Source organism: Litoribaculum gwangyangense (assembly GCF_039543505.1).
GTDB classification, from domain to species: domain Bacteria; phylum Bacteroidota; class Bacteroidia; order Flavobacteriales; family Flavobacteriaceae; genus Litoribaculum; species Litoribaculum gwangyangense.
In genome coordinates this window covers 1-25,863 of record NZ_BAABJW010000005.1, presented here as the reverse complement: position 1 = coordinate 25,863, position 25,863 = coordinate 1, and the positions used below count along the sequence as shown (strand labels likewise).

Sequence of the window (25,863 nt, the reverse complement as noted above, 5' to 3'; positions counted from 1 at the left end):
TTTATCTATGATAACAAAAGAAATTTAAATACATACTACTCAACTCTTTTTAAGGCTTGTAAGTCTTCTATTTTTATAAATTTTCCTATGGTTGAGATTAGACCTTCCTTTTTAAATTGTGACAAAACTCGAATGGCCGATTCGGTTGCAGTACCAACAATATTGGCAAAATCTTCACGTGATAAAAGAACACTTAAAGTACCATCAGGATTAGTTCCAAAACTATCATTTATGTAGATTAAAGTTTCGGCTAAACGTTGCCGTACCGATTTTTGAGCCATATTGACTATAATATCATCGGCTTCTTTTAAATCAATCGCCATGCTTTTCAACACATCAAATGAAAATTTTGAATTGTTTTGTAAGTCGTTTACAATTTCACTTTTTGGTATAAAACAAACCTCCATGTCATTGAGTGCCACAGCCTGCAAATTAGAACTCTCCTCGGTTACCAAAGAACGCTGACCAAGCAAATCACCTTTTACAACAATTTTAACAATTTGGTCTTTACCGTTTTTACTTAATTTTGAGAGTTTACATATCCCGTCTTTAATACAATAAACACCGTTTATCATATCGCCTTCATCAAAAATTACCTCACCCTTTTTTATAATTTTGGTGGTTTTACATCCAGAAATACGCACCAATTCGTCTTTAGTCAAAGATTTTAAGGAGTTAAACTGTTTTATGATGCATTGTTCACATTTAGACATACCTGATTTTTGAAAGTTATGTAAAAATAAACAAAACATGACAATTATCATATTTTAAAGCTACGTGATTTTACATTTTTGTTCTAGGTATAAATGAGCAAATATATATGGAACATAAAACATGTTTCCACTGTGGTTTAGATGCTAGCACATCTGAAATTACATTTGATGAAAAGTCTTTTTGTTGCAATGGCTGTAAAACAGTTTACGAAATATTTACGGTAAACGATTTATCATGCTATTATGATTTGCAACAAGCACCAGGGGCTACACCAAAAGAGATAGCAGGTAAATACAATTTTTTGGACAACCCAAAAATTGTTGAACAATTACTGGAATTTAATGATGACAAAACTCAAATTGTAACCCTTTATATTCCTCATATTCATTGCAGTTCTTGCATTTGGATTCTTGAAAATCTTAATAAACTAAACCCTGAAATAAGTGATTCAACTGTAAATTTTGGGAAAAAGACTGTTAGGGTTACCTACAATTCTGAAAACATTTTACTTAAAGATTTAGTAACTCTATTAAACAGCATTGGTTATGAACCTTTTATTAGTTTGGATGATTATAGTATAGGGAAAAAAGAAATTAATCGCTCCATCATTTATAAACTTGGGGTTGCAGGTTTTGCCTTTGGAAACGTGATGTTTTTATCGTTTCCAGAATATTTTGAAGTAGGCGAGTTTTGGTTAGAACAATACAAGCATCTATTTAGGTGGCTCATGTTTTTCTTCTCACTTCCCGTTGTTTTTTATTCTGCTCAAGATTATTTTATTTCGGCGTTTAAGGGACTTCGCTCAAAAATTTTAAATATTGATGTTCCCATAGCACTGGGCATTATTGTTTTATTCACAAGAAGTAGTGCTGAAATTATTTTAAACATAGGGTCGGGTTTTTTTGATAGTTTAACAGGACTTATTTTCTTTTTATTACTAGGGAAATTTTTTCAGCAAAAAACATATTCATACTTATCATTCGAGCGGGATTACAAATCGTATTTCCCAATTGGAATTACTAAAATTAATGAGGAAAAAGAAGAATCTATACAAGTTTATGACATTCAAAAAGGTGATAGACTTTTAATCCGTAATGAAGAGTTAATTCCAGTAGATTGTATATTAATTAAAGGAAAAGCCCGTATAGATTACAGTTTTGTTACTGGTGAATCGAAAACTGTTTCAAAACAATCAGGTGATAAACTTTTTGCTGGGGGAAAACAATTGGAAGGAAGTATTGAAGTAGATGTTTTAAAAACCGTTGAGCAAAGTTACTTAACCCAACTTTGGAGTAATGATATATTCAAAAAAGACAAAGCTTTAGCCTTTACAAACATAACCAATAGCATTAGTAAAAACTTCACGATAGCGGTTTTATCTATTGCTTTTTTGGCAACGGCGTATTGGATGTTTGTTGATTCCAATAAAGCATTAAACGTATTTACATCGGTTTTAATCATAGCATGTCCATGTGCTATTGCCCTTGCGGCACCTTTCACTTTTGGGAATATCTTACGCATTTTGGGCAAGAAAAAATTCTACCTAAAAAACGCATCTGTTATTGAGCAGCTTTCAAAAATAAACACCATCATTTTTGATAAAACAGGAACCATAACCACTAATAAAGAAACAACTATTAATTATGAAGGATTGCAATTAAGTCAGGAAGAAGAAATATTATTAAAAAGTACGTTACGAGGATCTAATCACCCTTTAAGCAGATCACTTTACGATATATTAAACGAACATGAAATTCTAACCTTAAATGATTACAAGGAGCACTTAGGAAAAGGTATTGAAGCTAACTACAACAACCAGAATATAAAAGTTGGAGCCGCTTCATTTGTTGGTCACTCTATGGATACAGCAACCTTAAATACTTGTGTTCATATAAGTGCTAACAATCAATACAAAGGTAAATTCACCTTTTACAACAAATACAGAAAAGGCTTATCAAAACTATTTAATAGACTGAAAAAAGATTATGACCTAGTGATTTTATCGGGCGATAATGAAGGAGAAAAAGATAACCTCACTAAATTGTTGCCAACAAAAACCAAACTACTGTTCAATCAAAAACCCGAGGACAAACTGGAGTACATAAAATACCATCAAACTGAAGGTGCCAATGTTTTAATGATTGGGGATGGTTTGAATGATGCTGGTGCCTTAGCACAAAGTAACGTAGGTATTGCCATTTCAGAAAATGTCAATGTGTTTTCGCCAGCCTGTGATGCCATTCTAGATGCATCAAAATTCAATCAATTACACCATTACATAAACATATCGAAATCGGCTATTAAAATAATAAAATGGAGCTTTTTATTGTCTCTCATATACAACATGATTGGACTTTATTTTGCTGTTACAGGTCAATTAGCACCAGTAATTGCGGCTATTTTAATGCCTTTAAGCTCTATTAGCATAGTTGTTTTTACAACCATTGCTACGAACCTATTAGGCCGAAAAATAGATTAAATAATAAACATGACAAAAGTCATTTTTTTGAAAATAGTATGAAAGTACTTTTGAACCATAACTTCAAACAGGTATGAGTGTTATATATATTTTACTAGCCATAAGCATTGTGGTAGCTATAGGTTTCTTTATTGCCTTTATAATGGCGGTAAAATCCGGACAATATGATGATAGCTACACACCCTCAGTTAGGATGCTATTTGAAGACGAACTCATTAAGGAAAATTCCAAAAAATCAATACTAACCAAAAAAGAATAATTTACTATTATGGAAATGCAGCAATTTCATTACGACAATAAAATCGTTACCAAGTTCATTTATGCCACTATAATTTTTGGGGTTGTAGGCATGCTAGTTGGTCTAATATTGGCCTTTATGTTTTTATTTCCTAACCTTACAGATGGTATTTCGTGGTTAAGTTTTGGAAGATTAAGACCATTACACACCAATGCTGTAATTTTTGCCTTTGTGGGAAATGCCATGTTTGCAGGTGTTTATTACTCCTTGCAACGGTTATTAAAAACGCGAATGGCCAGTGATTTATTGAGCAACATTAACTTTTGGGGCTGGCAATTAATTATCGTAGCTGCTGCCATAACACTTCCTCTTGGTATCACAACATCAAAAGAATATGCCGAATTAGAGTGGCCTATTGATATTGCTATTGCCCTTATTTGGGTGGTATTTGGTGTGAATATGATTTGGACTATTTTAAAACGCCGTCAACGCCATTTATATGTAGCCGTTTGGTTCTACATCGCTACGTTTGTAACGGTTGCAGTCCTTCATATTTTTAATAGTTTAGAGCTTCCTGTTAGCGCCTTAAAAAGTTACTCGGTTTATGCTGGTGTACAGGATGCCCTAGTACAATGGTGGTATGGGCACAATGCCGTAGCATTCTTTCTAACGACACCTTTTTTAGGTTTAATGTACTACTTCGTGCCTAAAGCGGCGAATCGGCCAGTTTACTCCTATCGATTATCTATTGTCCACTTTTGGTCATTAATATTCATATACATTTGGGCTGGACCGCACCACTTATTATACACCGCTTTACCAGAATGGGCCCAAAACTTAGGGGTTGCTTTTTCGGTTATGTTGTTAATGCCATCATGGGGCGGTATGATTAATGGTCTATTAACACTTCGCGGTGCCTGGGATAAAGTAAGAGTGGATCCCGTTTTAAAATTTTTGGTAGTAGCGATTACTGGTTATGGTATGGCAACTTTTGAGGGCCCAACCTTATCTCTTAAAAACGTTAATGCTATTGCACATTTTACCGATTGGATTATAGCTCACGTACATGTAGGGGCACTTGCTTGGAACGGGTTTATGGCGTTTGGTATTATTTATTACTTAATCCCTAGATTATTTAAAACCAAATTATATTCATTAGGTTTGGCCAATTTACACTTTTGGTTAGGCACTTTAGGCATCATAATTTACGCCTTACCCATGTATGTTGCTGGCTTTACTCAAGCTAGTATGTGGAAACAATTTAATCCAGATGGTTCTTTAACTTATGGCAACTTTTTAGAAACGGTTACAGAAATCATACCTATGTACTGGATGCGCGCCATAGGTGGCACCCTTTATATTGTGGGTATGCTAATTTTGGTATATAACGTAATAGCCACTGTAAGAAGCGGAAGCAAAGTACAAGACGAATTAGCTGAAGCTCCAGCCTTAGAGCGCGTTACCAAAAGACGCACCGCTAATGAGGGATGGCACACTTGGTTAGAAAGAAGACCTGTGCAATTAACCTTATTGGCGACGGTAGCCATTTTAATTGGAGGTATCATACAAATTGTACCTACCATCATGGTTAAATCGAATATACCAACCATAGCAAGTGTAAAACCCTATACGCCTCTAGAACTTGAAGGACGGGATATTTATATTCGGGAAGGCTGCGTGGGTTGTCACTCCCAAATGATTCGTCCATTTAGAAGTGAAGTAGAACGCTATGGTGAGTATTCCAAAGCTGGTGAATATGTATACGACCACCCATTCCTATGGGGAAGCAAACGTACCGGACCCGATTTACATCGTGTTGGTGGTAAGTATTCTGATAATTGGCATTTTAACCACATGTACGACCCACAAAGCACCTCATCAGGCTCCATTATGCCACGTTATCCTTGGCTTATTAAAAATGAATTGGATAAATCGCAAACAGAAGCTAAAATGAAAGCTATGGTTAGTTTAGGTGTACCTTATTCTGAGGAAGATATTGCCAATGCCAAAGCACACATGTTAGAACAAGGTAATATGATTGAAGAAAACCTGTATACCGACCCTGATTTTGTAAAGGCTTATGAAGCCGACAAAAAATATGCCTTGGAAAATGGCGAAGCCTTTATTGAAATGAAAAACCGTGAAATAGTTGCTATTATAGCCTATTTACAACGTTTAGGAACTGATATTCATGTAGAAACAGCTCAAAATTAACCATCAAAATTAGTTATTATGTTAAAATTTGTAAAAAACCATATGGATAGTATTTCGGGCATCGAAATTTACCCAATCATTTCCTTACTCATCTTTTTTATCTTTTTTGTGGTCCTTTTTTGGTGGGTAGTAACTGCTAAAAAAGAGTATATAAAAACGGTAAGTAAGATTCCATTAGACAACCAAAACGACGATATATTATGAGAAAATTAATTCCATCCTGGATACGCGTCCTAGTAGTATTCTTTATCATCTTCGGGCTTACAGAATACATCATAGATTCTGGAGAAAAACCTGCTTTTATCGAGTACCCAGTAGTATCCCTATTTCTATTATTGGTGCTATTAATTTTAATAGCTATTGAAGCCATTATTGGTGCGTTGGAAAATGTTATGCTATTAAAACTTGATGAAGAAGCCAAAGCACGTTTTTTAGCAGAAAAAGAAAGTTCCTTTAAGCTTACTTGGCTAAGCAACATTTATAAAAAACTTGTTGGAGCCAAACCCATTGAAGAAGAAGGTGATATTATTTTAGACCATAATTACGACGGTATAAAAGAGTTGGATAACAACTTACCACCTTGGTGGTTATATGGTTTTTATGCGACTATCATTTTTGGTGCGATTTATATGTTACGCTTTCATGTGTTTCATGGCGAAAATCAGTTTGATGAATTAGAAACCGAACTAGCAGATGCAAGAATGGCCATTGAAGAATACAAAAAAACCGCAAAAAATTTAGTGGATGTTAATACGGTTACCCAACTTACTGAAGCTTCAGACTTGAATGCTGGTAAAACTATTTTTGAAACCAATTGTGTGGCTTGCCATATGGCCGATGGCGGCGGTGGTATTGGACCCAATTTAACCGACCCCTATTGGATTTTAGGAGGCGATATTAAAAATGTTTTTAAAACAATTTCCGAAGGCGGTCGATCTGGTAAAGGTATGATTTCTTGGAAACAACAGTTAAAACCTCTTGAAATGGCACAAGTAGCTAGTTATGTTTTAACCTTTCAAGGTACAACCCCTGCTAACCCAAAAGCGCCAGAAGGCGATATTTGGGTTGATGAAACTATTGAGACCCCTCTTGAAACTGCCATAGACTCTATAGAAACTAGCACAAACTAAACTATTAGCCCAAACCTGTTGAATATATAACATTCAGCAGGTTTAAAATCATGAACTTTGGAAACTCCAGAAAACGAAATATTTAGAGATTCAATAAGCACAATTACCGAAGAAGGTAAACGGGCATGGGTATTTCCAAAAAAACCCAGTGGTAAATTTTATGAATATAGAAAAGGGGTAAGCTATTTTTTATTGGCATTTTTATTCTTCTCGCCTTTTATTAAAATAAATGGAAACCAATTTTTAATGTTCAATGTGCTGGAACGTCGATTTAATATTTTCGGGTTCCCCTTTTGGCCTCAAGATTTTCATTTGTTTGTGATATCCATGATTATTGGGGTGGTTTTTATCACGCTTTTCACAGTAGCTTTTGGTCGTATATTTTGTGGGTGGATTTGCCCACAAACTATTTTTATGGAAATGGTTTTTCGCAGAATTGAATATTGGATTGAAGGTGATAGAGGCAAACAAATGCGCTTGGCTAAACAACCTTGGAACTCCGAAAAAATAAGAAAGAGAGGTTTAAAACTTCTTATCTTTTTAATTATTTCATTTTTAATTGCAAACGTATTTCTGGCTTATTTAATTGGAAGCGATAAACTCATAAGCTATATTACTGATGGACCTCTTAGCCACATAAGCACCTTAATATCTTTACTCATTTTTACCGCTGTTTTCTATTTTGTGTTTGCATGGTTCAGAGAACAAGTGTGCATTATAGCTTGTCCTTACGGAAGATTACAGGGTGTGCTATTAGATAACAAATCTATTGTGGTGGCTTACGACCACAAACGAGGTGAAGCTGAAAATGGACGAAAAAAGTTCAAAAAAAATGAGGACAGAAAAACATTAGGCTACGGAGATTGCATTGATTGTTTTCAGTGTGTTCATGTTTGCCCAACAGGAATAGATATTAGAAATGGCACCCAATTAGAATGTATAAATTGTACTGCCTGCATTGATGAGTGCGACCACATTATGGAAAGCATCCATCTTCCAAAAGGGTTAATACGATATGCGAGTGAAGATCATATTGAAAACAAAGCCCCTTTTAAACTGTCGGCAAGAATGAAGGGTTATATGGCAGTTCTTACCATTTTAATTGGGCTTTTAACAGGAATGTTATTTTTACGTAATGATGTGGAAGCTACTATCCTAAGATTGCCTGGACAACTTTATGAACATAAAGATAACAACATAATTAGTAATGTTTTTACCTATAAATTAGTAAATAAAACCAGTAAGGAAATTGAAGATGTAACCTTAAAATTACTTTCGCACAAAGGCTCTTTAAAATTAGTAGCCACGAGCGATAGTTTTAAAGTTCCGGAGCAAGGTATAGCTAAGGGAACACTATTTATTGAAATTAATAATGCTGCTTTAACAGGTGATAGAAATAACATTAAAATTGGAGTTTATCAAGGAGATAAACTTATCGAAACTACTACGGCTAATTTTTTAGGCCCTAGAAGTTTTAGGTAGTGCATTAGGGATTAAGGCTTTGTTGGAGCTACTTGAAAAGAGCGACTGCCGAAAGCCCGACCCGATAGGGTAATGCCAAAAAATTAAAAAACAAATAAATAGTAACAAATGAAAATAAATTGGGGAACCGGAATTGTACTGGCCTTTGTAGGCTTTATAAGTTTTATAATGTACTTTATCATCACTATGAATGTGAATGATAAATACGATCACGATTTGGTAACAGAAGATTATTATGCCGAAGAATTGGCTTACCAAAACGATATAGATAAACTTAAAAACGCTAAGAGTCTAATTCAAAACATAACCTATGAACTTATTGATGAAGGTTTGATTATTCATTTCCCCACAAATATTGATTATAAAAAAATTACAGGTAATATGTTCCTATACAGACCATCTAACAAACAGCTAGATTTTGAAACTCCAATTTCATTATCTAAACCTTATTTGCTCATACCTGACAAACGTTTGGTAGATGGTCGATGGAACATAAAAATAGATTGGCAATATGATGGAGAGTCATATTTATATAAAGAGACCATAAATTATTAATATGCTTTTTTCTGCATTTTTATTAGGTTTATTAGGAAGTTTCCACTGTATTGGCATGTGCGGACCCATTGCTTTCATGCTTCCTGTCGACAGAAGCAATACCCTAAAAAAAATGACACAAATTACCATTTACCATGTTGGCAGATTGTTGGCATACTCTATAATTGGTTTAATTTTTGGACTCATTGGGAAAAGTCTTTACATATTTGGATTTCAACAACAATTATCAATTACTATCGGTGCTTTAATGATTTTAGCGGTTATAATACCGCAAAGAACTTTTAATACATACAACTTTTCTAAACCCATTTATAACACTATCTCAAAAATAAAATCTGGATTAGGACAAGCTCTCAAGAGAAAAACAACAGATACCTTTTTAACTATAGGTTTTCTTAATGGGTTTTTACCTTGTGGTCTGGTTTATATGGCTGTTTTTGCCGCCATTGCAAGTAGTAATGCTTTTAACGGCAGTGTATATATGGTGGTATTTGGATTGGGCACTATCCCTTTAATGACCACCGCTATATATTTTAGTAACTTATTAAAAGGCTCTTTAAGGCAAAAAATACAGAAAGCCATTCCTGTTTTTATTGTTTTTATAGGTTTACTTTTTATTCTTCGTGGTTTAGGTTTGGGCATTCCTTATATTTCACCTAAGCCAATTAATGATGTAGTTTCAAGCTCAATGAACTGTCATTAAGCTAGTTACCATCCATTTTATCTTTAATTTTATTCAAATCGATTTTTGATTGTTAAATATTTTATAAAATTTAATAGATTTATTTTCTTTTTTAATAGTATTACTATTATATTTGCGTTTTAATTGACCAATGATGATGAATCTACTTTCAAATTTAAAGATTTCAGTACCTGAGAAAATTTTTCTAAAAGATCCTGAATCTTCAACTCTTGGAAAGCGTATAGTTGAACATAGCATCATTTTAATTGATGACATTGGGTTTGACGCATTTACATTCAAAAAATTGGGAGCTGTGATTGGCTCTAATGAAAGTTCCATTTACAGATATTTTGAGAGTAAACATAAGCTACTTTTATATTTATCATCATGGTATTGGGCATGGATTGAGTATCAATTAGTTTTAGAAACACACAGTATTTCAGATAAAAAGGAAAAACTTTTGAAAGCTATTGAAATTGTTTCCAGGACCACTAAAGAAGATTCTAATTTTTCACATATTAATGAGGTTTTGCTCAATCAAATCATAATTAACGAAAATTCAAAATCCTTTCTTACCAAGGAGGTTGACCAAGAAAACAAGGAAGGTTATTTTGTTATATACAAACGTGTCGTTCAACGTTTAATGGCTATTATAAAAGAAGTTCAACCCGATTACAATTTCGCTTCCAGTTTAGCGAGTACCATTATAGATGGTAGTTTACACCAGCATTTTTTAAAAGAACATTTTACTTCTATTACCGATTGTAAATTTGGCATAACACCAACAGATTTTTACATAAACTTAACCCAAAACACTTTAAAAATATAACTTATGGATCTACCAAAAATGACACCCTGGCAACGTTTTTTAGGTTTACTACAATTAGAAAAAAAAGATATTTTTCAAATATTTTATTATGCCATTTTCTCTGGAATAGTAGCCTTATCGTTACCATTGGGTATTCAAGCCATCATCAATTTAATACAAGGTGCACAAGTTTCAACTTCTTGGGTTATCCTAGTTATTCTAGTAACGGTTGGTGTTGCATTTTCTGGTGCTTTACAACTCATGCAGTTACGTATTATTGAAACCATACAGCAACGTATTTTTACACGGTCGTCCTTTGAGTTAAGTTACCGCTTTCCAAAAATTAAAATGGCTGAATTACGCAACTATTACCCACCAGAATTGGCAAATAGATTTTTTGATACCTTAATTATTCAAAAAGGGCTTTCAAAAATTCTTATCGATGTTCCAGCAGCGATATTACAAATTCTATTTGCACTTTTGTTATTATCCTTTTACCACCCATTTTTTATTGTGTTTGGTATTCTACTTATGGTGCTAATATTTATAGTTTTTAAATTTACCGCAAAAAGAGGTCTAGAAACCAGTTTAGTAGAATCCAAAAACAAATATCGGGTAGCACATTGGATACAAGAAGTAGCCCGAACTATGGTAAGCTTCAAATTATCTGGTAACACAAGTATGGCGTTGGATAAAAACGATAAATTGGTCAGTGATTATTTGGTGGCCAGAGAAAGTCACTTTAAAATTTTAATGATTCAGTTTATACAAATGATCAGTTTTAAAGTGGTTGTTACAGCAAGTTTGTTGTTAATTGGTGGCGCCTTGGTACTGAATCAAGAGATGAACATAGGACAATTTGTAGCTGCTGAAATTATTATTTTATTGGTTATAGCCTCTGTTGAAAAATTGATTATCGGTTTGGAATCATTCTACGATGTATTAACTTCCATTGAGAAAATTGGACAAATTGTTGACAAAGATTTAGAAGATCAAGAAGGTGAGAAACCTTTATACACAGATACTTTTGAGATTGAATTAAATGAGGTTTCATATACAGTTCCCAACAGAGAAAAACCCATTTTAAATAACATTTCATTTAAAATTAGAAACCAAAGTAGAATACTAATTTTAGGGGAAAGTGGTTCTGGTAAATCCACCTTATTGAGACTTATTTCAGGAATTACTGAACCTACTTCTGGACATATTTATATTAATAATCAATCTATTCAAAGTCTAAATTTAAATCATTACAGGGCGCATTTAGGTTTATCTTTAACCGAGGAAACACCTTTTGAAGCTTCCATAAAGGAAAATTTAACTTTTGGAAATCCTAACATAACCGATGATGAAATTTTTGAAGTTTTTGAAAATGTAGGACTCATGCCGTTTTTAAAAGAACAACCTAAAGGCCTAAAAACTATATTGTACCCCGATGGTAAGCAGATATCGCATACCGTATCCAAAAAATTAGTCTTAGCCAGAGCCATACTAAAAAAACCCAAGCTTTTAATTTTGGAAGATGCGCTAGACAGGTTTAATCCTATCGAAACAAATTCGATTATAAACTATTTAACAGACAAAAGCAGGCCTTGGGCATTAATTGTAGTAAGCGGTAGCGATAACTGGAAAACAAATTGTACCGAAACCATACAGTTAGAAAAAGGAACCATAAAAAATTAAAAGAAAATGCTTAATATATCACATAACCAGTTGAATAAAAAAATATCGCTTTCCACATACAAATCTGGAAAGGACATATTTAACAAAGACTATTACAAGCAGTTCAATAAGTTTTTGTTGGTTGCAGCCATTATCTTGTTTATCGTCCTCTTTTTACCTTGGACACAAAATATTACAGGAGAAGGTTTGGTAACTACTTTAAAACCCGACCACAGACCACAAACCATACAATCTCAAATACCTGGGCGTATTGAAGAGTGGTATGTACAAGAGGGCGATGAAGTTAAAAAAGGGGATACCATTTTAAGAATTTCTGAGGTTAAAAGCGAATATTTTGATGATAGACTCGTTGAGCGTACCAATGACCAAATTCAAGCAAAATCATCTTCTGTAAACGCTTATCAAGGAAAAGTTGAGGCTTTAAATAGGCAAATTTTGGCTTTAAAAAATGAACAGAACTTAAAGTTTGAGCAAACAAAAAACAAGCTCATGCAAGCGAGATTAAAAGTACAAAGCGACAGTATTGATTTAGAAGCCGCCAAAACCAATTTAACCATTGCAGATCGCCAATTTAACCGTATTCAAACATTACAAGACGAAGGCTTGAAAGCGGTTAAAGATGTGGAAGAAAAACGTTTAAAACTTCAAGAAACTCAAGCTAAATTAATTTCTCAGGAAAATAAATATTTAGCAAGTAAGAATGAGGTTTTAAATGCACAAATTGAACTTTCTAGAATCCAACAAGAATATGTTGATAAAATATCCAAGGCACAAAGCGATATGTTTACGGCTCAATCCAGTCAATTTGATACAGAAGCCCAAGTCACCAAACTTGAGAACGAATATACCAACTATAAAGTTAGAAATAGCTTATTGTATGTGACAGCACCCCAAAATGGCTTTATCAATAAAGCGCTGAGAGGTGGTGTAGGTGTTACTTTCAAAGAAGGTGAAGAATTGGTTGGTATTATGCCATCAAAGTACGATTTGGCTGTTGAAACCTTTGTAAGACCTATTGATTTACCTCTTTTACATATTGATGAAAAAGTTCGCGTACAGTTCGATGGTTGGCCGGCCATTGTATTTAGTGGGTGGCCAAATGTAAGTTATGGAACCTATGGAGCAAAAGTTGTAGCCATAGAACGCTTTATAAGCGATAATGGAAAATACCGGGTGTTGTTAGCTCCAGATGAAACAGATCATGAGTGGCCTGAGGCTATTCGAGTAGGTTCGGGTGCAAGAACCATAGCCCTTTTACAAGATGTCCCTATTTGGTTTGAGTTGTGGAGGCAAATAAACAGCTTCCCTCCTAACTATTACCAACCCGAAGGTAGTAAAACGACCGCTAATAAAGATTCGAAAAAATGAGACTTTTAATCCTATACTTAGCATTATTTTTTAGCGTCTTTATTTCAGCACAAGATAGCACCAACGTTATAAGTCTTTCTGAATATTTAGGCTACGTTAAAACGTTTCACCCCATCGTAAAACAAGCCAATTTAATTGTAAATGAAAGTGAGGCTAAACTCATGAAGGCCCGTGGTGCTTTTGACCCAAAATTAGAGGTAGATTATGACAGGAAAAAGTTTAAAAATACCGAATATTATGATAGACTAAACGCCACATTTAAAATACCTACCTGGTATGGGATTGAGTTGAAGGGTAATTTTGAGGAAAATGATGGTTTCTTTTTAAACCCCGAAGCCAACTTACCAGATGATGGCTTATACAGCGTTGGAGTATCGGTTTCTTTAGCCCGCGGTTTTCTTGCCAATGAACGAATGGCGATGCTAAAACAAGGAAAAATGTTTGTTAAACAAACCCAAGCAGACAGACAATTGCAGGTAAACACCATATTATATAATGCCTCGGTAACTTATTTCAATTGGTTGAAAACTTACAACGAAAAACGGGTGTATGAAGACTTTTTAGAGAATGCAAAAATACGATTTAATGGTATCAAAAAAAGTTATGAAGAAGGCGAAATGCCTGCCATAGATACCATTGAGGCGCGTATAGCACTGAACGATAGAAAATTGAATTTAGAAAAAACACGTATAAAATTCATAAAATCCTCTTTAGAGCTTTCTAACTATTTATGGTTAAACGACAACACACCCATTGAAATTGAAGACAATGTGATACCAGATGTTAATACCATAGCTACGGTTGATGCTACCTTAAATACCTCGGAATTTATGATTGAAAATTTCGATTTAAGTCAGCACCCTAAACTTCAATCATTAGATTATAAATTACAAAGTTTAAATATTGAACGCCGCTTAAAGCTAAACAACTTGTTGCCAAAAGTAGATTTGCAATACAATTTTTTATCGGAAACACCTGAAATATCAAGGTCTTTTAGCACATCAGCGTATAAAAGTGGATTAAATATTAGCTTTCCCCTTTTTTTGAGGAAAGAACGTGCCGATTTAAAACTTGCTAAACTAAAAATGCAGGATACCGAATTTGAAATTCAGTCTACCCAGGTTACCTTAAAAAATAAAATTGATGCCATAAACCAAGAATTGGCGTCTTATATCACACAAAATGAATTTAACGGAGTAATTGTTAACGATTATGGCACCATGCTCCAAGCGGAAGAACGCAAGTTTTTTCTGGGGGAAAGTTCCTTGTTTTTAGTAAACTCTCGCGAATCAAAACTTATTGATGCGAAACTAAAAGCTATTGAACTGGAGAATAATTTTTTTAATACAAAAGCCACTTTATTTAACGTTTTGGCCATATCAGACGTTAACCCTAATTAAAAAAGCAGTCTAAAACATAGTTTTAAACTGCTTTTTCTAGTTTAGTTTAGTTGGTAAAATTTAAATCTTAAATGTCATAACAGGTAGGTTGGCATGATTTGCGATATCTTCGCCAATACTTCCTTGGAAAAAATGAGCTAACCCTTTTTTGCCGTGAGTAGGAACAGCTATCATATCAGCCCCTATTTTTAATGAAAAATTCAAAACACCATCTTCAACCGTGTAATCGGAAACGTAGTGTACATCTTTCATTTTATCTAAATTACCATCAGCTTTAGTGAAAAAATTAACCACTTTATTTTCTATTTCGATGGAACTTTGAAAATGTTCGTTTGGTAAATTCACATACACAAAGTAAACTTTAGTGTTCATTTTTTCAAAAATTTTAGAAGCGTTAATGTATGGCTTAATACAATCTTCAGAAAAATCACAAGCAAAAACCACCGTTTCAAAATTGATATCAATACCCTTATTTTTTACAACTAAAACAGGAATCTCGGCGTTTCTTACCACACGTTCGGTATTGGACCCTACAAAAAACTCTTTCATACCACTGGCTCCATGAGATCCCATTATTATCAAATCTGCATGGTGCTTTTTGGCTACATCATCAACCTCACTAAATACTTTAAAATGCTTGATTATAGGAGTAATATGAACATCTTTTAGATAGTCTTTCTTTAAAAATTGTTCAAATTTTTGTTCGGATAATTTGATAAAAAAACTGGCTTTTTCATATTGAAGTCCATCGGAGGCTGTTAGCATTAAATCGGACATTTCCAACATATGCAAGGCCAAAATCTCCGCATTATATTTCTTCGCAAGTTTTGTGGCTGTTCTAAGTGCGTATTCTGAGTGTTCAGAAAAATCGATTGGGACTATAATTTTTTTCATGATTTCTTTAGTTTAATTTAAACAGTCATTGAAAACAATTGCGTGTTGGGTTGATTTCGTTGCAATAACAAATCAAAAGCCATGCAAACATTTCTCACAAAGGGTTGTCCTTTTTTGGTAACCTCAATAGTATTGGAATTGATATTGACCAACCCATCATGCTCCATTTCTGTCAATTTATTCAAAACTTTTGGAAGATTATTAAAATAAAGAGATTTATCAGACCAGGAAGTTTTGAAACGACACATCAAGTTAAGAATATGTTTGCGTATTACCAAATCTTCTTCATTTAATATGTGACCTCTATACACAGGTAAAACATTTTCCTCTAGCAAATGATAATAAGCTTCGAGTTGCTTTTCATTTTGTGCAAAACCATACCAACTATCACCAATAGCAGAAATACCCAAACCAATCATAGCTTGTGTTTTTGAAGCTGTATACCCCATAAAATTTCTGTGCAAATTCCCTTCAGCCATAGACTGGTATAACGTGTCTGAGGCTAAAGCAAAATGATCCATACCAACCTCTATATAGCCCACTTCAGCTAAAAGTTTTTTTCCCAATTCGTATTGCTCCCGTTTTAATTGAGCAGATGGTAAATCTTCATCTTTAAAGCCGCGTTGCCCGTTACCTTTTTGCCAAGGCACGTGTGCATAACTGTAAAATGCCAACCGGTCTGGTAGCAATGCTTTGGTTTTTAATATGGTTTCTTTAACGTGGTCTATTGTCTGAAATGGTAAACCATAAATAATGTCATGCCCAACTGAGGTATAACCTACTTCTCTGGCTAATTCTGTAGCTCGTTTAACGTGTTCAAAAGGTTGTATTCTATGAATGGCCTTTTGTACTTTAATATTATAATCCTGAACCCCATAACTCACCCTTTTAAAACCAACATCATATAAGGCCTGTAAGTGTTCCTTGGTGGTATTATTGGGATGCCCCTCAAAACTAAACTCATAATGATCAGCTAGTTTGGCTCGTCTTAAAATACCCGTAATCAATCGGTTTAAATTCTCTGGACTAAAAAATGTTGGTGTTCCACCACCAAGATGTAATTCCTTAATAATAGGTCTGGCATTAAATAACTCCATATATAAACTCCATTCCTTTAAAACGGCATTTATATAGATACTTTCAACGCTATGTTGTTTGGTAATTCGTTTCGTGCAACCACAAAAGGTGCACATACTTTCACAAAAAGGCAGGTGAATGTATAGGCTTATACCCTCGTTAGCATTGCTTTCGTTAAACGACTGTATTAAAGACGATTTCCAACTATTTAAGGAAAAGGTTTCCTGGTTCCAATAAGGAACTGTTGGGTAACTGGTATAGCGTGGTCCCGCTACATTATATTTATTTATTAATGAACTTGACATACCTAACATTTATAATCCAAAATTATAGGATGAGCATTATAAAAAATATGATATATGTCATGTAATATTTGTATTTGCAGGAATAATCACTTAACTTTCGGATAAACAAAAATGATATAAAAAATGAAAAAAATAAGTGTTTTAATCCTAGCGTTAGCCATTAGCGCTATTGCTTGTAAACAAAATAAAAAAGAAGATACCATCGAAGACATTGAAGTAACAGAAACTGTGGTTCAAGAAATGGTAACGCCTAAAACCCTTACGATAGCATTGAGCGCGAAAAGCGACAGTAATGTTTCTGGTAAGGTCGTTTTTACTGAAGAAAACGGCACGGTAAACATGATGGCAACCGTTAGTGGTATAGAACCCGGAGAGCATGCCATTCATTTACATGAAACTGCCGATTGTTCCGCAAATGATGGCTCATCCACAGGAGGCCATTGGAATCCTACCAACCAACCACATGGTGCTTGGGGCGCAGAAAGTGGCTACCATAAAGGCGATATTGGTAATTTTACTGCCGATGAAAATGGCAATGCGACCGTTGAGTTTTCTACCGACTTATGGTGTATTGGTTGCGATGACGATACCAAAAATATTGTTGGTAAAGGCGTCATCATTCACGCTGGAGTAGACGATTTAACCTCGCAGCCATCGGGCGCTGCTGGAGCTCGGGTAAGTTGTGCTGGAATTATTGAATAACATAAAAAATAAAAAATCCACATTCAAAAGCTACTTTATTGAAATAAGTAGCTTTTGTGTTTTTTATTCATTAATTCCGAAAACTTTAATGCCCTTATGCAATTAGATACTTTAGTAGAAAAATTTAAACAGAAAGATGAAAAAGCTTTCGAATCGTTATACAATATGTATCGTGTAAGTATGCATGGGGTTATTTTCAATATTGTAAAAGATTATGATAATTCCGAAGAAGTGATGCAAGATGTTTTATAAAAGCCTGGTATAAAGCAGATTCCTATTCTTCAGAAAAAGGACGCTTTTTTACTTGGATATTAAACATCGTACGTAATGCCGCGATTGATAAAACACGTTCCCAAGCATAAAAAATCAATTAGGCCTTGAGAGTAAAGAAGCCAGAGTAATCGGCATAACTAAACCCAAATATAACTGGCTTACTTACACAGGTTGGGCAGCTTCCTTTATTTTAGCTGCTGGTTTATTATGGAAAATCAGCCAAAAACAGGGCCTTAAAATCGGAAGTTCAAGTTACCGAAACTCAAGTGGAACTATTGGAAACCCAAATTGAAAAATCCAAAAATAGTTTGGAGGAAGCCAATACCTTAATTACCGTTTTGCGCGACGATCGTATTACCCAAGTACCCTTAGAGGAACAAGGTAAATTTCCATCAACCTACGCCAAAGTGTATTGGGATAAAAATTCGAACCGTGTTTTTTTAGATGCTCAAGGATTGCCTGAACCACCAGAAGGTATGGTATACCAAGTATGGTCGTTAAAATTAAGTCCGTTAACTCCTACCAGTTTAGGAACTATTGACAGTTTTAAGACGGATGCTAATAAAATCTTCGAAATTGAAAATACTAACGAAAGTGAAGCCTTTGGTATTACTTTAGAACCTGCTGGCGGAAGCGAAACACCTACCATGGAGCAACTTTACACCTTAGGTTTGGTAAATAGCGTAACTTAAATTAATTAAAACTTCTTAATAGATAATTTTTTAGTTTATTTCTTATATTTGACTACTTGGTTTTCTATTTCAACCAAAAAACAAAATAAGGTCTGTTTTAATTTATTCCACTAAAAAGTTTCTAGCACCGATAGAACTTTACAAACCAAAATGCCACTATCTATAATCGAAAATGGTTTTAGGTTTATTCTACATTAAAAAACGACTTAATAGCTACATTCATTTTTAAATAATTGTTAAGTTATGAGACGTATAATTCTAACCCCTTTACAGCACAACAATACCATGCAAATTGCTATAGGCTTTAAGTTTGATGTTGAAACTAAAGAATATATAAAAACCATTGAAGGTGTTAAGTGGACTAGTACTTACAAAACATTTTACATAGCAGATAGCCACCATAATTTACACAGACTTTTTAAGGCCTTTAGAGAGAAAAATTGGTTTGTAGATTATAGTGCCGTTAAACTTCCTAGCCAAAAATCTGAGACTATAAAACCTCTAAAAACTAATATTAAACTTCCAGAATTAGATGATGATCAAGCGCATAGTCTTAAAAAATTCAAAAGATGGATGCAACAAAAACGCTTGAGCCATAATACCGTGAACACTTATATAGAAGTATGTAGCTTTTTTTTACGGTATTCAAAACTAAAGCAACAGCCCATAAGTAAAAAATTAGTTGAGCAATTCAATTTTGATTTTATAGTCAAGCCTCAAAAATCCATTTCTTACCAAAACCAATGTATTAATGGCATAAAAAAATATATGGAATTTGAAAGTTTACCCATTGAAAACTTCAACATAGAGCGCCCAAAAAAACCCAAGTGCTTACCAGAAGTTTTAAGCAGCGTCGAGGTAAAATCCATTCTGGACAATACAATCAATTTAAAACACAAAACAATACTATCCCTTATATATTCGGGTGGTTTAAGGGTGGGTGAAGCTTTAAACATGAAAATAAATGATATAGATAGTAAACGTATGCTTATACATATTAAAGCAGCCAAAGGGAAAAAGGATCGCTACACGTTACTCTCTGAAAATTTATTGGATTTACTCCGTTTATACTATAAAACCTATAAGCCAAAAGACTATTTATTTGAGGGGCAAAACGGAAAACTTTACAGCGCTTCAAGTGCACAAGTGATATTAAAAAACGCCATCAACAAAACCCAAATTAAAAAAAGAGTTACTTTACATACACTACGCCATAGTTTTGCAACGCATTTATTGGAAAACGGAACCGATATAAGATACATACAAAACTTACTAGGACATAGTAGCCCTAAAACAACCATGATTTACACTCATGTAAGTGAAACTAGCATCAGAAATATAAAAAACCCTTTTGACAGCTTGTAAATAAATACTATTTTGGTTAAATGAATGAATTTACAACAAAAACTGAAGAAAATATGCTGAACAAAAAAAAGCTAAACTTCGGCATAGCCACCCATATGAGTTGGCTATACAGTAGAAAGTTCAGCATATAAACAAGTTGTAGGTAATTGCCAAAAAAAATGACACCCATTTTATTTAAACATAATGACACTTATAATCCCACTCCAAAAAAGGATAGGATTACTTGGTTTAAAGGTTTGTTAAGTGGTCGAATGGAGGAATATAAAACTCAAAGAAATTTGGAATTGACTGAATACTGGATTACGGAAAGTGAAGACAATGGCTATATAAAATCAATCGGACTTGACTTTAGTAAGCGTCCATTATCCAGAACTAAAGATTTACTAAAGGAATATCCTGATAATAATTTCTCACAGGCTATTTCAAAAGAACTGTTTACAGATATTTATGAAATGGCGGGACTTAGAGATTGGGATAGACTTGTAAAGATTACCTCAAAATATTTGAATTTATGGTCACAACAGACTAATCCAAACGCTCCTGAGTTTCCCGTTCTGTTAATTGAACAAACTGGTATATATACTTATTTTTCTAATGTTGAAGAATTTACAAGAATTCATATCGCACAATACCCTTGGGATGGAGGAGAATATTTGATTGACAGAAATTTGAATGAATTTGAAACTGAATATTGGAATTTCGGACATCCAACTGGTGTCGTAATACCAAAAGGAATTAAACGCAAATGGACTAAGGAAGAACTTATAAAAAACCTTGAAGACGAACCTCCTGAATGGCTAAAATAAAACTACCTACAACACGGTATATAGCAAATAGGGCGTTCAATGGTTTACGAAAGTTCAGTGCTATTTACAAACACCGCCAAATCGTTGATTTGGCTTTTAAAATGAATAAGATAAAAACAAAATACAACGCTTTGGCTCAGTGCAAACTCGAAAGTTTATCGCTTTCTACTGCCCTACTTGCCATATACTAAACGTTGTAGAGCATTTGAGAAATGAAAAATCTGACTTTAATTTTCCTTCAAATTTTAATACTAATAGGTTGTAAATCAGAACCGAAAAAGATTGAGAATGTTACAGAATCTCAAAAATCAGAATCTGAAATCGGACAAAAAGACTCACAAGAATTTGTTCATCTTATAGACACTATCAAAATAAGCGGTAAAACTATTTTGATTTTGCGACCTGACAGTTTAAGATTTCAGTCGTATCTGGACTCTGGTAAGGAATGGATTTATGAAGTGGATTCAGACTTTGGATTTGGTTTCTCAATAGCATTGGACTCACTAAACTTTGATGGAGTTACTGAAGAAGTGACCGAAAAAAGATATGTTAAAATAATTGAGTGCAAAGGCTGTCCTTTAATTATTGACAGAGATACAATCGACTATGGCTTCATTTTGACTCAACCAAATAAGAAAATTGAAATTGACAATAATGTATTTCCATCGGAATATTTTATTGAAAGATTCGAAGAATATTTTAAAAAATAAAAACGCTCTACAACACCGGCTATAGTTCATTGCTTCTGACTTTCCTCTCGGAAAGTCGTCGCAAATTTGCTATCTTCGGTTTACGGCGGAAAATCCTCGCGGATTTTCACGCAACGAAACCATAGCCAAACCGTTGGCAAACATTTGAGGAATGACAGAAACGAACAATAATAACGATGGAATAATAGTCGGAGAAATTTCTAAAGTTGCGAATAGCAACCCAAGAATTAACCGAGTTTTAAGTATGCTTTTAGACCATTTTATTATGTGTCTTTTAATTGTGCCTTTGGGATTTTTGATTTTTGGATTAGGAGCATTAATGAAAGACAATTTGAACAACGGAATTGGAATGGTTTTAGTTTTTCTTCCATTTTTCGTTTATTTAAACAAAGATTTTTTCAATGCCAAAAGTCCTGCAAAACGGATTTTAGGATTTCAAGTAATTGACCGAAAAACAAATAATCCAGCGAACGAATTACAATGTTTCGTTCGGAATTTGACTATTTGTGTTGCTTGGCCATTAGAAGTTATTGTTGGACTAATAAATCCTGAAAGACGAATTGGCGATTTTCTGGCTAACACAAAAGTTATTACATCAGAAAAACAGAAGCTTAAATCAATTTTTACTGATTTGAAAAACACAAACCTGAAAATGAATTTTATTGGGATTTTAATAATTGGCGGAATTTACTTTTATGGCTTAAGTCTTTTATTACCAAGTATGAATTAAAAAAAACGATTTGCCAACAATGTATAAAAATAATCGCTCAATTTTGGGCTTAACCAAAGGTCGTTGCAAGTTTATTACGTCTGATTTTCCTGCGGAAAATCCTCGCACATAAACCCGCAACTATTCTTATACGTAACCGTTAGCAAACATATGACCAGACCAACAAAAATACTTCTACCATTCATATTTTTATTGCTAATAATAAGTTGTGCGGACAAAAAATCTGAAAAACAAACTTCTGAATTTGACAAAGTCTTAGGAATTGAAAACGTTGTTACTTTAAACTTTCTCGTTTCCGATTTTGAAAATGATTTTCTAAAAAGACAATATCCGAATTTGGATACTGAAAATGCCTATCGACAGTTTTTGACCGAATTGCGTGATGAAAAAACTGAAAACTGGAAAAGAATATCCGAAAAGGCAAGGAATAAATTTAAATCAAGTGACTTACGACTTGAAATGTATGAATTCCCAGATTCAGTTTGGATAATAGAAAATAGTTCTATGGACAAAATTGAATCTGATTCTTTAGAATATATTAAGCATCCTGTACCATATATAAAATCGAGATATAAATACACAAATCCTGATGGAACGACCGAATATACATTTGCAAGAGGGAATTCTTTCGAGCTAACGCCTAATTCTAATTTTGATTCTATTATAAACCGAGAAATGAACTCACCGAACTTTAACTATATCGGTAAATATCTGCGAGCATTAGAATCAATAAAAGACAAAGGAGAATTTCATAAAGAATTTTATGAGACAAAGAAAAACGCTGGATTTCTATTCCCTGAATCAACTGCAAGGGTTATGCTGAATTACGACATTGATTTGAATGATAAACTGAATAGAAAAATAATCGTTCTTGAATTAGCATATTGAAAATGAATAAAATACGTTTGCTAACAATGTGTATAATTCATTGCTAGTTAGAGCCTACTTACGAAAGTCCTCGCGGACTTTCTATCTGTGATTTATTTGCTAACTTTAGTGCTTAAACCACGCAACGAAATCATACACTAGACCGTTAGGTGCAATTTGATCCAAACGACATTACTTTCTGATAAACCTTGTGAAAAACTCTTTTTGAGAAGCTAATATTTTAATAAAGTAATGACCAGATTTCAAATTTGAGACATCAATTTTAATATGCTCGTTATTTGGTGACACTTTTTTTACTTCCTGTCCTAAAAAATTAAATATAATAATTGATTCAACATCAATTTGTTTTTTCATCTTAAGATTTAAAAAATCATTGGTTGGGTTAGGGTATTGAATAAAATAATCAGAAAATTCAAAACTAGAAACATCTAATAAACAACATCCGAATGTATGTTCTAAATTAAAAACATTATCGCTAGGTGTAATTTCAGTTAAATCAGAACTTATAGTTCCAGTAAAATTTAAAACATCACCTTCATTAATAGGTGGAACATTAAAATCTAATGTAAATTCAATTGACCTAGTTTCAAAAGGTTTAAGATCGCTAAATTCCCAAATTAACTCATTAGTATTTTGCTCTGACACCATTGGATTAGCCGAACTAAAATCAATTACGTTATCATCAAAACTGAAATTCACGAATCCTGACTGCGTCATAGTTCCTTGGTTTCTGTAATTAATTCTATAAGTAGCAGAATAATCATAATCAGAATTAATTGTTTCGATAGAAATTTTCAAGTCAGGATATGAACCAACTGGAGTCATACAAAAATCTTGAATAACTGGACTTGATTCGTCTGGAAAAATAACTGCAACACTTGTTGGAGAAATATTGAAATAGGTGTTATTCGACAAAACTGGTGTGATAGTAAAAGAACCCTCTTGCATACTGTATTGATAATTCCCTAACTCATTTGAAAACATGTCTCCTGAATTTATGCCATCAGACACTGTTAGCATTAAACCTTCATAATTTATATCTGTAGGCAAACATCCGTCATTATCTTCATCATACTTAACATTTCCAGCTAATGAATAAAAAGACTCTCCTTCACTAAAATCACATAAAGAATTGGCATAACAATCCACATAACCATATTGAATTATTTTTTCTTCTACACCAATCAATTGATTCCCATCTGCACATACATATTGCAAATTCTCATTATCCGAGAAATTCAAACTCTCTACCGATTCATTCTTTATATATAAAGTTGTCAAATCATTAAATGAACAATCTAAAAATATCAAATTACCCAAATTATTTACATCAATAGTTGTTAAATCATTGTTTTGACAATACAAGTAGCGCAATGCTTGTGTTTCATCTAAATTTAAAGATGCAATTTGATTGTTCCTAATATCTAAAACTGCCAAATTTGATAATCCTAATAGATTTATGGTTGTTAATTGATTATCCCTAAACGAAATATTATGGACTAATGATAAACCTGAAATATTGACATTTGTAAGTTGATTATTATTAATATCAAAACCAACCATATTTGTTAATGCTGATAAATCTAATTCAGAAATCGAATTATTATTACACTGCAAGTGTTCAAGGTTTGTAAAAAATTCAATTCCTGTCAAATCAGAAATATTAGAATCACTTATAGCCAAACTACACACTAATAAAGCCTCTGAAACTTCTATTTCTCCATCATTGTTAACATCAATCTTGATAGAATTACCATTATTGCATGCGTATGCAATCCCATTTCCTGATACTGCGGACAATAATTTTGCTTTGAAATTGGTGTCTGGAAAATTTATGATTTGTGAATATGATGATGTACATACGAGAAAAAACAAAAAATTAAATAAAATATTTTTCATAACAGTAGTTTAGAATGTTTAATAAAGGTAAATAAAAAACTGCACCTAACAACGTGTATAATTAATTGCGAATTGCTGGCTAAGCGCAGGATTTTTTCTCACAATTCACTATATTGCTTAACAAAGAATAACAGCGTATTTACACGCAACTAACCATACACATACACGTTGTATGTAATATCCCAATCAACCGTAAACTGAACTAAAAAATGACTGAATTACAAACTGTAAAAGAGAATTTTAAATCGGATTTAAAAAAATTACGGATTTTATTAATCATTCTGACTTTAATCCAAATAGGATATATGATTATAATCTTTGCGGACACTAAACTGTGGATTAAACTCGACTTTGACTATAAAGCAAATTGGCTGATTTGGGGACTGAATTTAATTGTGGCGGGAATTTTCTTGTGGTTTAATTGGACAAGAATGCCGATTGAAAAAAAGGCAAAAACAAACAATACGTTTATGATTTTGTTTTTAGGAATTATTGGAATGTGGTTATGGATTCCAAACAAACGTGAAATAAATAAACTGACTGAAAAATAAAAAATACTACATACAACAACGGCTATAGTTCATTGCGGCGGAATTTCCTCTCGGAAATTCCTGCGTATTTGCTAACTTTGGTTTACGGCGGAAAGAATCCTGCGGATTTTTCCGCAACGAAACCATAGCCAAAACCGTTGCCAGTAATATACAATGACCGAAGATCTAAAGAAATACGAATCGACAATTAAGAAAAAGCATAGCTTCAATTGGACGCC

At 33.5% G+C, this 25,863-nt stretch carries 25 protein-coding genes and 1 pseudogene; 22 read left to right on the top strand and 4 right to left on the bottom strand.

All coding sequences use genetic code 11. From position 1 onward, the window contains the following. Positions 1-35: 35 nt before the first annotated feature. Entirely contained in the window at positions 36-713 is a 678-nt protein-coding gene (locus ABD963_RS13805) for a Crp/Fnr family transcriptional regulator (protein WP_345277787.1), read from the bottom strand. Positions 714-820: 107 nt separating this feature from the next. On the opposite strand from ABD963_RS13805, the gene ABD963_RS13800 reads away from it, so the two are divergent. The 12 genes from ABD963_RS13800 to ABD963_RS13745 all read left to right on the top strand — a co-directional run bounded on the left by ABD963_RS13800 (position 821) and on the right by ABD963_RS13745 (position 14,753). After that, positions 821-3,193 carry a heavy metal translocating P-type ATPase gene (locus ABD963_RS13800; protein ID WP_345277785.1) on the top strand — a complete coding sequence of 791 codons (2,373 nt, stop codon included), beginning with the start codon at positions 821-823 and terminating at the stop codon, positions 3,191-3,193. A 73-nt stretch (positions 3,194-3,266) separates the two neighbouring features. After that, positions 3,267-3,452, top strand: a complete 186-nt coding sequence (ccoS, locus tag ABD963_RS13795) for a cbb3-type cytochrome oxidase assembly protein CcoS (RefSeq protein ID WP_345277783.1) — start codon at positions 3,267-3,269, stop codon at positions 3,450-3,452. 9 nt (positions 3,453-3,461) lie between these two features. Further along, positions 3,462-5,645, top strand: coding sequence for a cytochrome-c oxidase, cbb3-type subunit I (gene ccoN / locus ABD963_RS13790; RefSeq protein ID WP_345277781.1), 2,184 nt, complete (start codon positions 3,462-3,464; stop codon positions 5,643-5,645). 18 nt (positions 5,646-5,663) lie between these two features. Then, on the top strand, positions 5,664-5,849 hold the full coding sequence (locus ABD963_RS13785; protein ID WP_345277780.1) for a CcoQ/FixQ family Cbb3-type cytochrome c oxidase assembly chaperone: 186 nt from the start codon (positions 5,664-5,666) through the stop codon (positions 5,847-5,849). Then, positions 5,846-6,775: a cbb3-type cytochrome c oxidase N-terminal domain-containing protein gene (locus ABD963_RS13780; protein WP_345277778.1), complete on the top strand. Its 930-nt coding sequence runs from the start codon at positions 5,846-5,848 to the stop codon at positions 6,773-6,775. Before ABD963_RS13785 ends, ABD963_RS13780 begins: the two co-directional genes overlap by 4 nt. 57 nt (positions 6,776-6,832) lie before the next feature. Beyond that, complete coding sequence (gene ccoG, locus ABD963_RS13775) at positions 6,833-8,257, top strand: cytochrome c oxidase accessory protein CcoG (protein WP_345277776.1); 1,425 nt, start codon at positions 6,833-6,835, stop codon at positions 8,255-8,257. A 108-nt stretch (positions 8,258-8,365) separates the two neighbouring features. Continuing rightward, the gene (locus ABD963_RS13770; RefSeq protein ID WP_345277774.1) at positions 8,366-8,812 is read left to right on the top strand and encodes a FixH family protein; all 447 of its coding nucleotides are present in this window, start codon (positions 8,366-8,368) and stop codon (positions 8,810-8,812) included. Between the two features lies 1 nt (position 8,813). Then, positions 8,814-9,515 (top strand): sulfite exporter TauE/SafE family protein, encoded by a 702-nt coding sequence (locus ABD963_RS13765; protein ID WP_345277772.1) that lies wholly within the window; start codon positions 8,814-8,816, stop codon positions 9,513-9,515. 133 nt (positions 9,516-9,648) lie between these two features. Next, positions 9,649-10,323, top strand: coding sequence for a TetR/AcrR family transcriptional regulator (locus ABD963_RS13760; RefSeq protein WP_345278256.1), 675 nt, complete (start codon positions 9,649-9,651; stop codon positions 10,321-10,323). Positions 10,324-10,326: 3 nt separating this feature from the next. After that, a complete protein-coding gene (locus tag ABD963_RS13755; RefSeq protein ID WP_345277770.1) occupies positions 10,327-11,985 on the top strand; it encodes a peptidase domain-containing ABC transporter in 1,659 nt (552 codons plus the stop codon). Between the two features lie 6 nt (positions 11,986-11,991). Then, the gene (locus ABD963_RS13750) at positions 11,992-13,353 is read left to right on the top strand and encodes an HlyD family secretion protein (protein WP_345277768.1); all 1,362 of its coding nucleotides are present in this window, start codon (positions 11,992-11,994) and stop codon (positions 13,351-13,353) included. After that, positions 13,350-14,753, top strand: a complete 1,404-nt coding sequence (locus ABD963_RS13745) for a TolC family protein (RefSeq protein ID WP_345277766.1) — start codon at positions 13,350-13,352, stop codon at positions 14,751-14,753. Before ABD963_RS13750 ends, ABD963_RS13745 begins: the two co-directional genes overlap by 4 nt. A 60-nt stretch (positions 14,754-14,813) precedes the next feature. On the opposite strand, the gene ABD963_RS13740 is transcribed toward ABD963_RS13745, so the two are convergent. Together ABD963_RS13740 and hemN are read right to left on the bottom strand one after the other, a co-directional pair. Then, positions 14,814-15,647: a universal stress protein gene (locus ABD963_RS13740; protein ID WP_345277764.1), complete on the bottom strand. Its 834-nt coding sequence runs from the start codon at positions 15,645-15,647 to the stop codon at positions 14,814-14,816. Positions 15,648-15,664: 17 nt separating this feature from the next. Continuing rightward, on the bottom strand, positions 15,665-17,029 hold the full coding sequence (gene hemN, locus ABD963_RS13735) for an oxygen-independent coproporphyrinogen III oxidase (protein WP_345277762.1): 1,365 nt from the start codon (positions 17,027-17,029) through the stop codon (positions 15,665-15,667). Positions 17,030-17,152: 123 nt separating this feature from the next. Here hemN and ABD963_RS13730 point away from each other — a divergent pair, with 123 nt between their 5' ends. The 9 genes and pseudogenes from ABD963_RS13730 (at position 17,153) to ABD963_RS13685 (ending at position 23,195) form a co-directional block, all read left to right on the top strand. Further along, positions 17,153-17,731, top strand: coding sequence for a superoxide dismutase family protein (locus ABD963_RS13730; RefSeq protein WP_345277761.1), 579 nt, complete (start codon positions 17,153-17,155; stop codon positions 17,729-17,731). Between the two features lie 96 nt (positions 17,732-17,827). Then, a pseudogene (locus tag ABD963_RS15365) lies at positions 17,828-18,090 on the top strand (RNA polymerase sigma factor); the annotation flags it as partial. A 180-nt stretch (positions 18,091-18,270) separates the two neighbouring features. After that, entirely contained in the window at positions 18,271-18,696 is a 426-nt protein-coding gene (locus tag ABD963_RS13715; protein WP_345277757.1) for an anti-sigma factor, read from the top strand. A gap of 243 nt (positions 18,697-18,939) precedes the next feature. Continuing rightward, the gene (locus ABD963_RS13710) at positions 18,940-20,061 is read left to right on the top strand and encodes a tyrosine-type recombinase/integrase (RefSeq protein WP_345277756.1); all 1,122 of its coding nucleotides are present in this window, start codon (positions 18,940-18,942) and stop codon (positions 20,059-20,061) included. A gap of 158 nt (positions 20,062-20,219) precedes the next feature. Beyond that, positions 20,220-20,867 (top strand): hypothetical protein, encoded by a 648-nt coding sequence (locus ABD963_RS13705; RefSeq protein ID WP_345277754.1) that lies wholly within the window; start codon positions 20,220-20,222, stop codon positions 20,865-20,867. Next, positions 20,855-21,058 (top strand): hypothetical protein, encoded by a 204-nt coding sequence (locus ABD963_RS13700; RefSeq protein WP_345277753.1) that lies wholly within the window; start codon positions 20,855-20,857, stop codon positions 21,056-21,058. Before ABD963_RS13705 ends, ABD963_RS13700 begins: the two co-directional genes overlap by 13 nt. 21 nt (positions 21,059-21,079) lie before the next feature. Further along, positions 21,080-21,577, top strand: a complete 498-nt coding sequence (locus ABD963_RS13695; RefSeq protein ID WP_345277751.1) for a hypothetical protein — start codon at positions 21,080-21,082, stop codon at positions 21,575-21,577. A gap of 151 nt (positions 21,578-21,728) precedes the next feature. After that, entirely contained in the window at positions 21,729-22,307 is a 579-nt protein-coding gene (locus tag ABD963_RS13690) for an RDD family protein (RefSeq protein ID WP_345277749.1), read from the top strand. 150 nt (positions 22,308-22,457) lie between these two features. Beyond that, complete coding sequence (locus ABD963_RS13685; RefSeq protein WP_345277748.1) at positions 22,458-23,195, top strand: hypothetical protein; 738 nt, start codon at positions 22,458-22,460, stop codon at positions 23,193-23,195. Positions 23,196-23,366: 171 nt separating this feature from the next. Here the strand turns inward: ABD963_RS13685 and ABD963_RS13680 are convergent, their stop codons facing one another. Continuing rightward, positions 23,367-25,094, bottom strand: a complete 1,728-nt coding sequence (locus tag ABD963_RS13680; RefSeq protein ID WP_345277746.1) for a T9SS type A sorting domain-containing protein — start codon at positions 25,092-25,094, stop codon at positions 23,367-23,369. Between the two features lie 209 nt (positions 25,095-25,303). Here ABD963_RS13680 and ABD963_RS13675 point away from each other — a divergent pair, with 209 nt between their 5' ends. Next, a complete protein-coding gene (locus ABD963_RS13675; protein WP_345277745.1) occupies positions 25,304-25,645 on the top strand; it encodes a hypothetical protein in 342 nt (113 codons plus the stop codon). Positions 25,646-25,863: the final 218 nt, after the last annotated feature.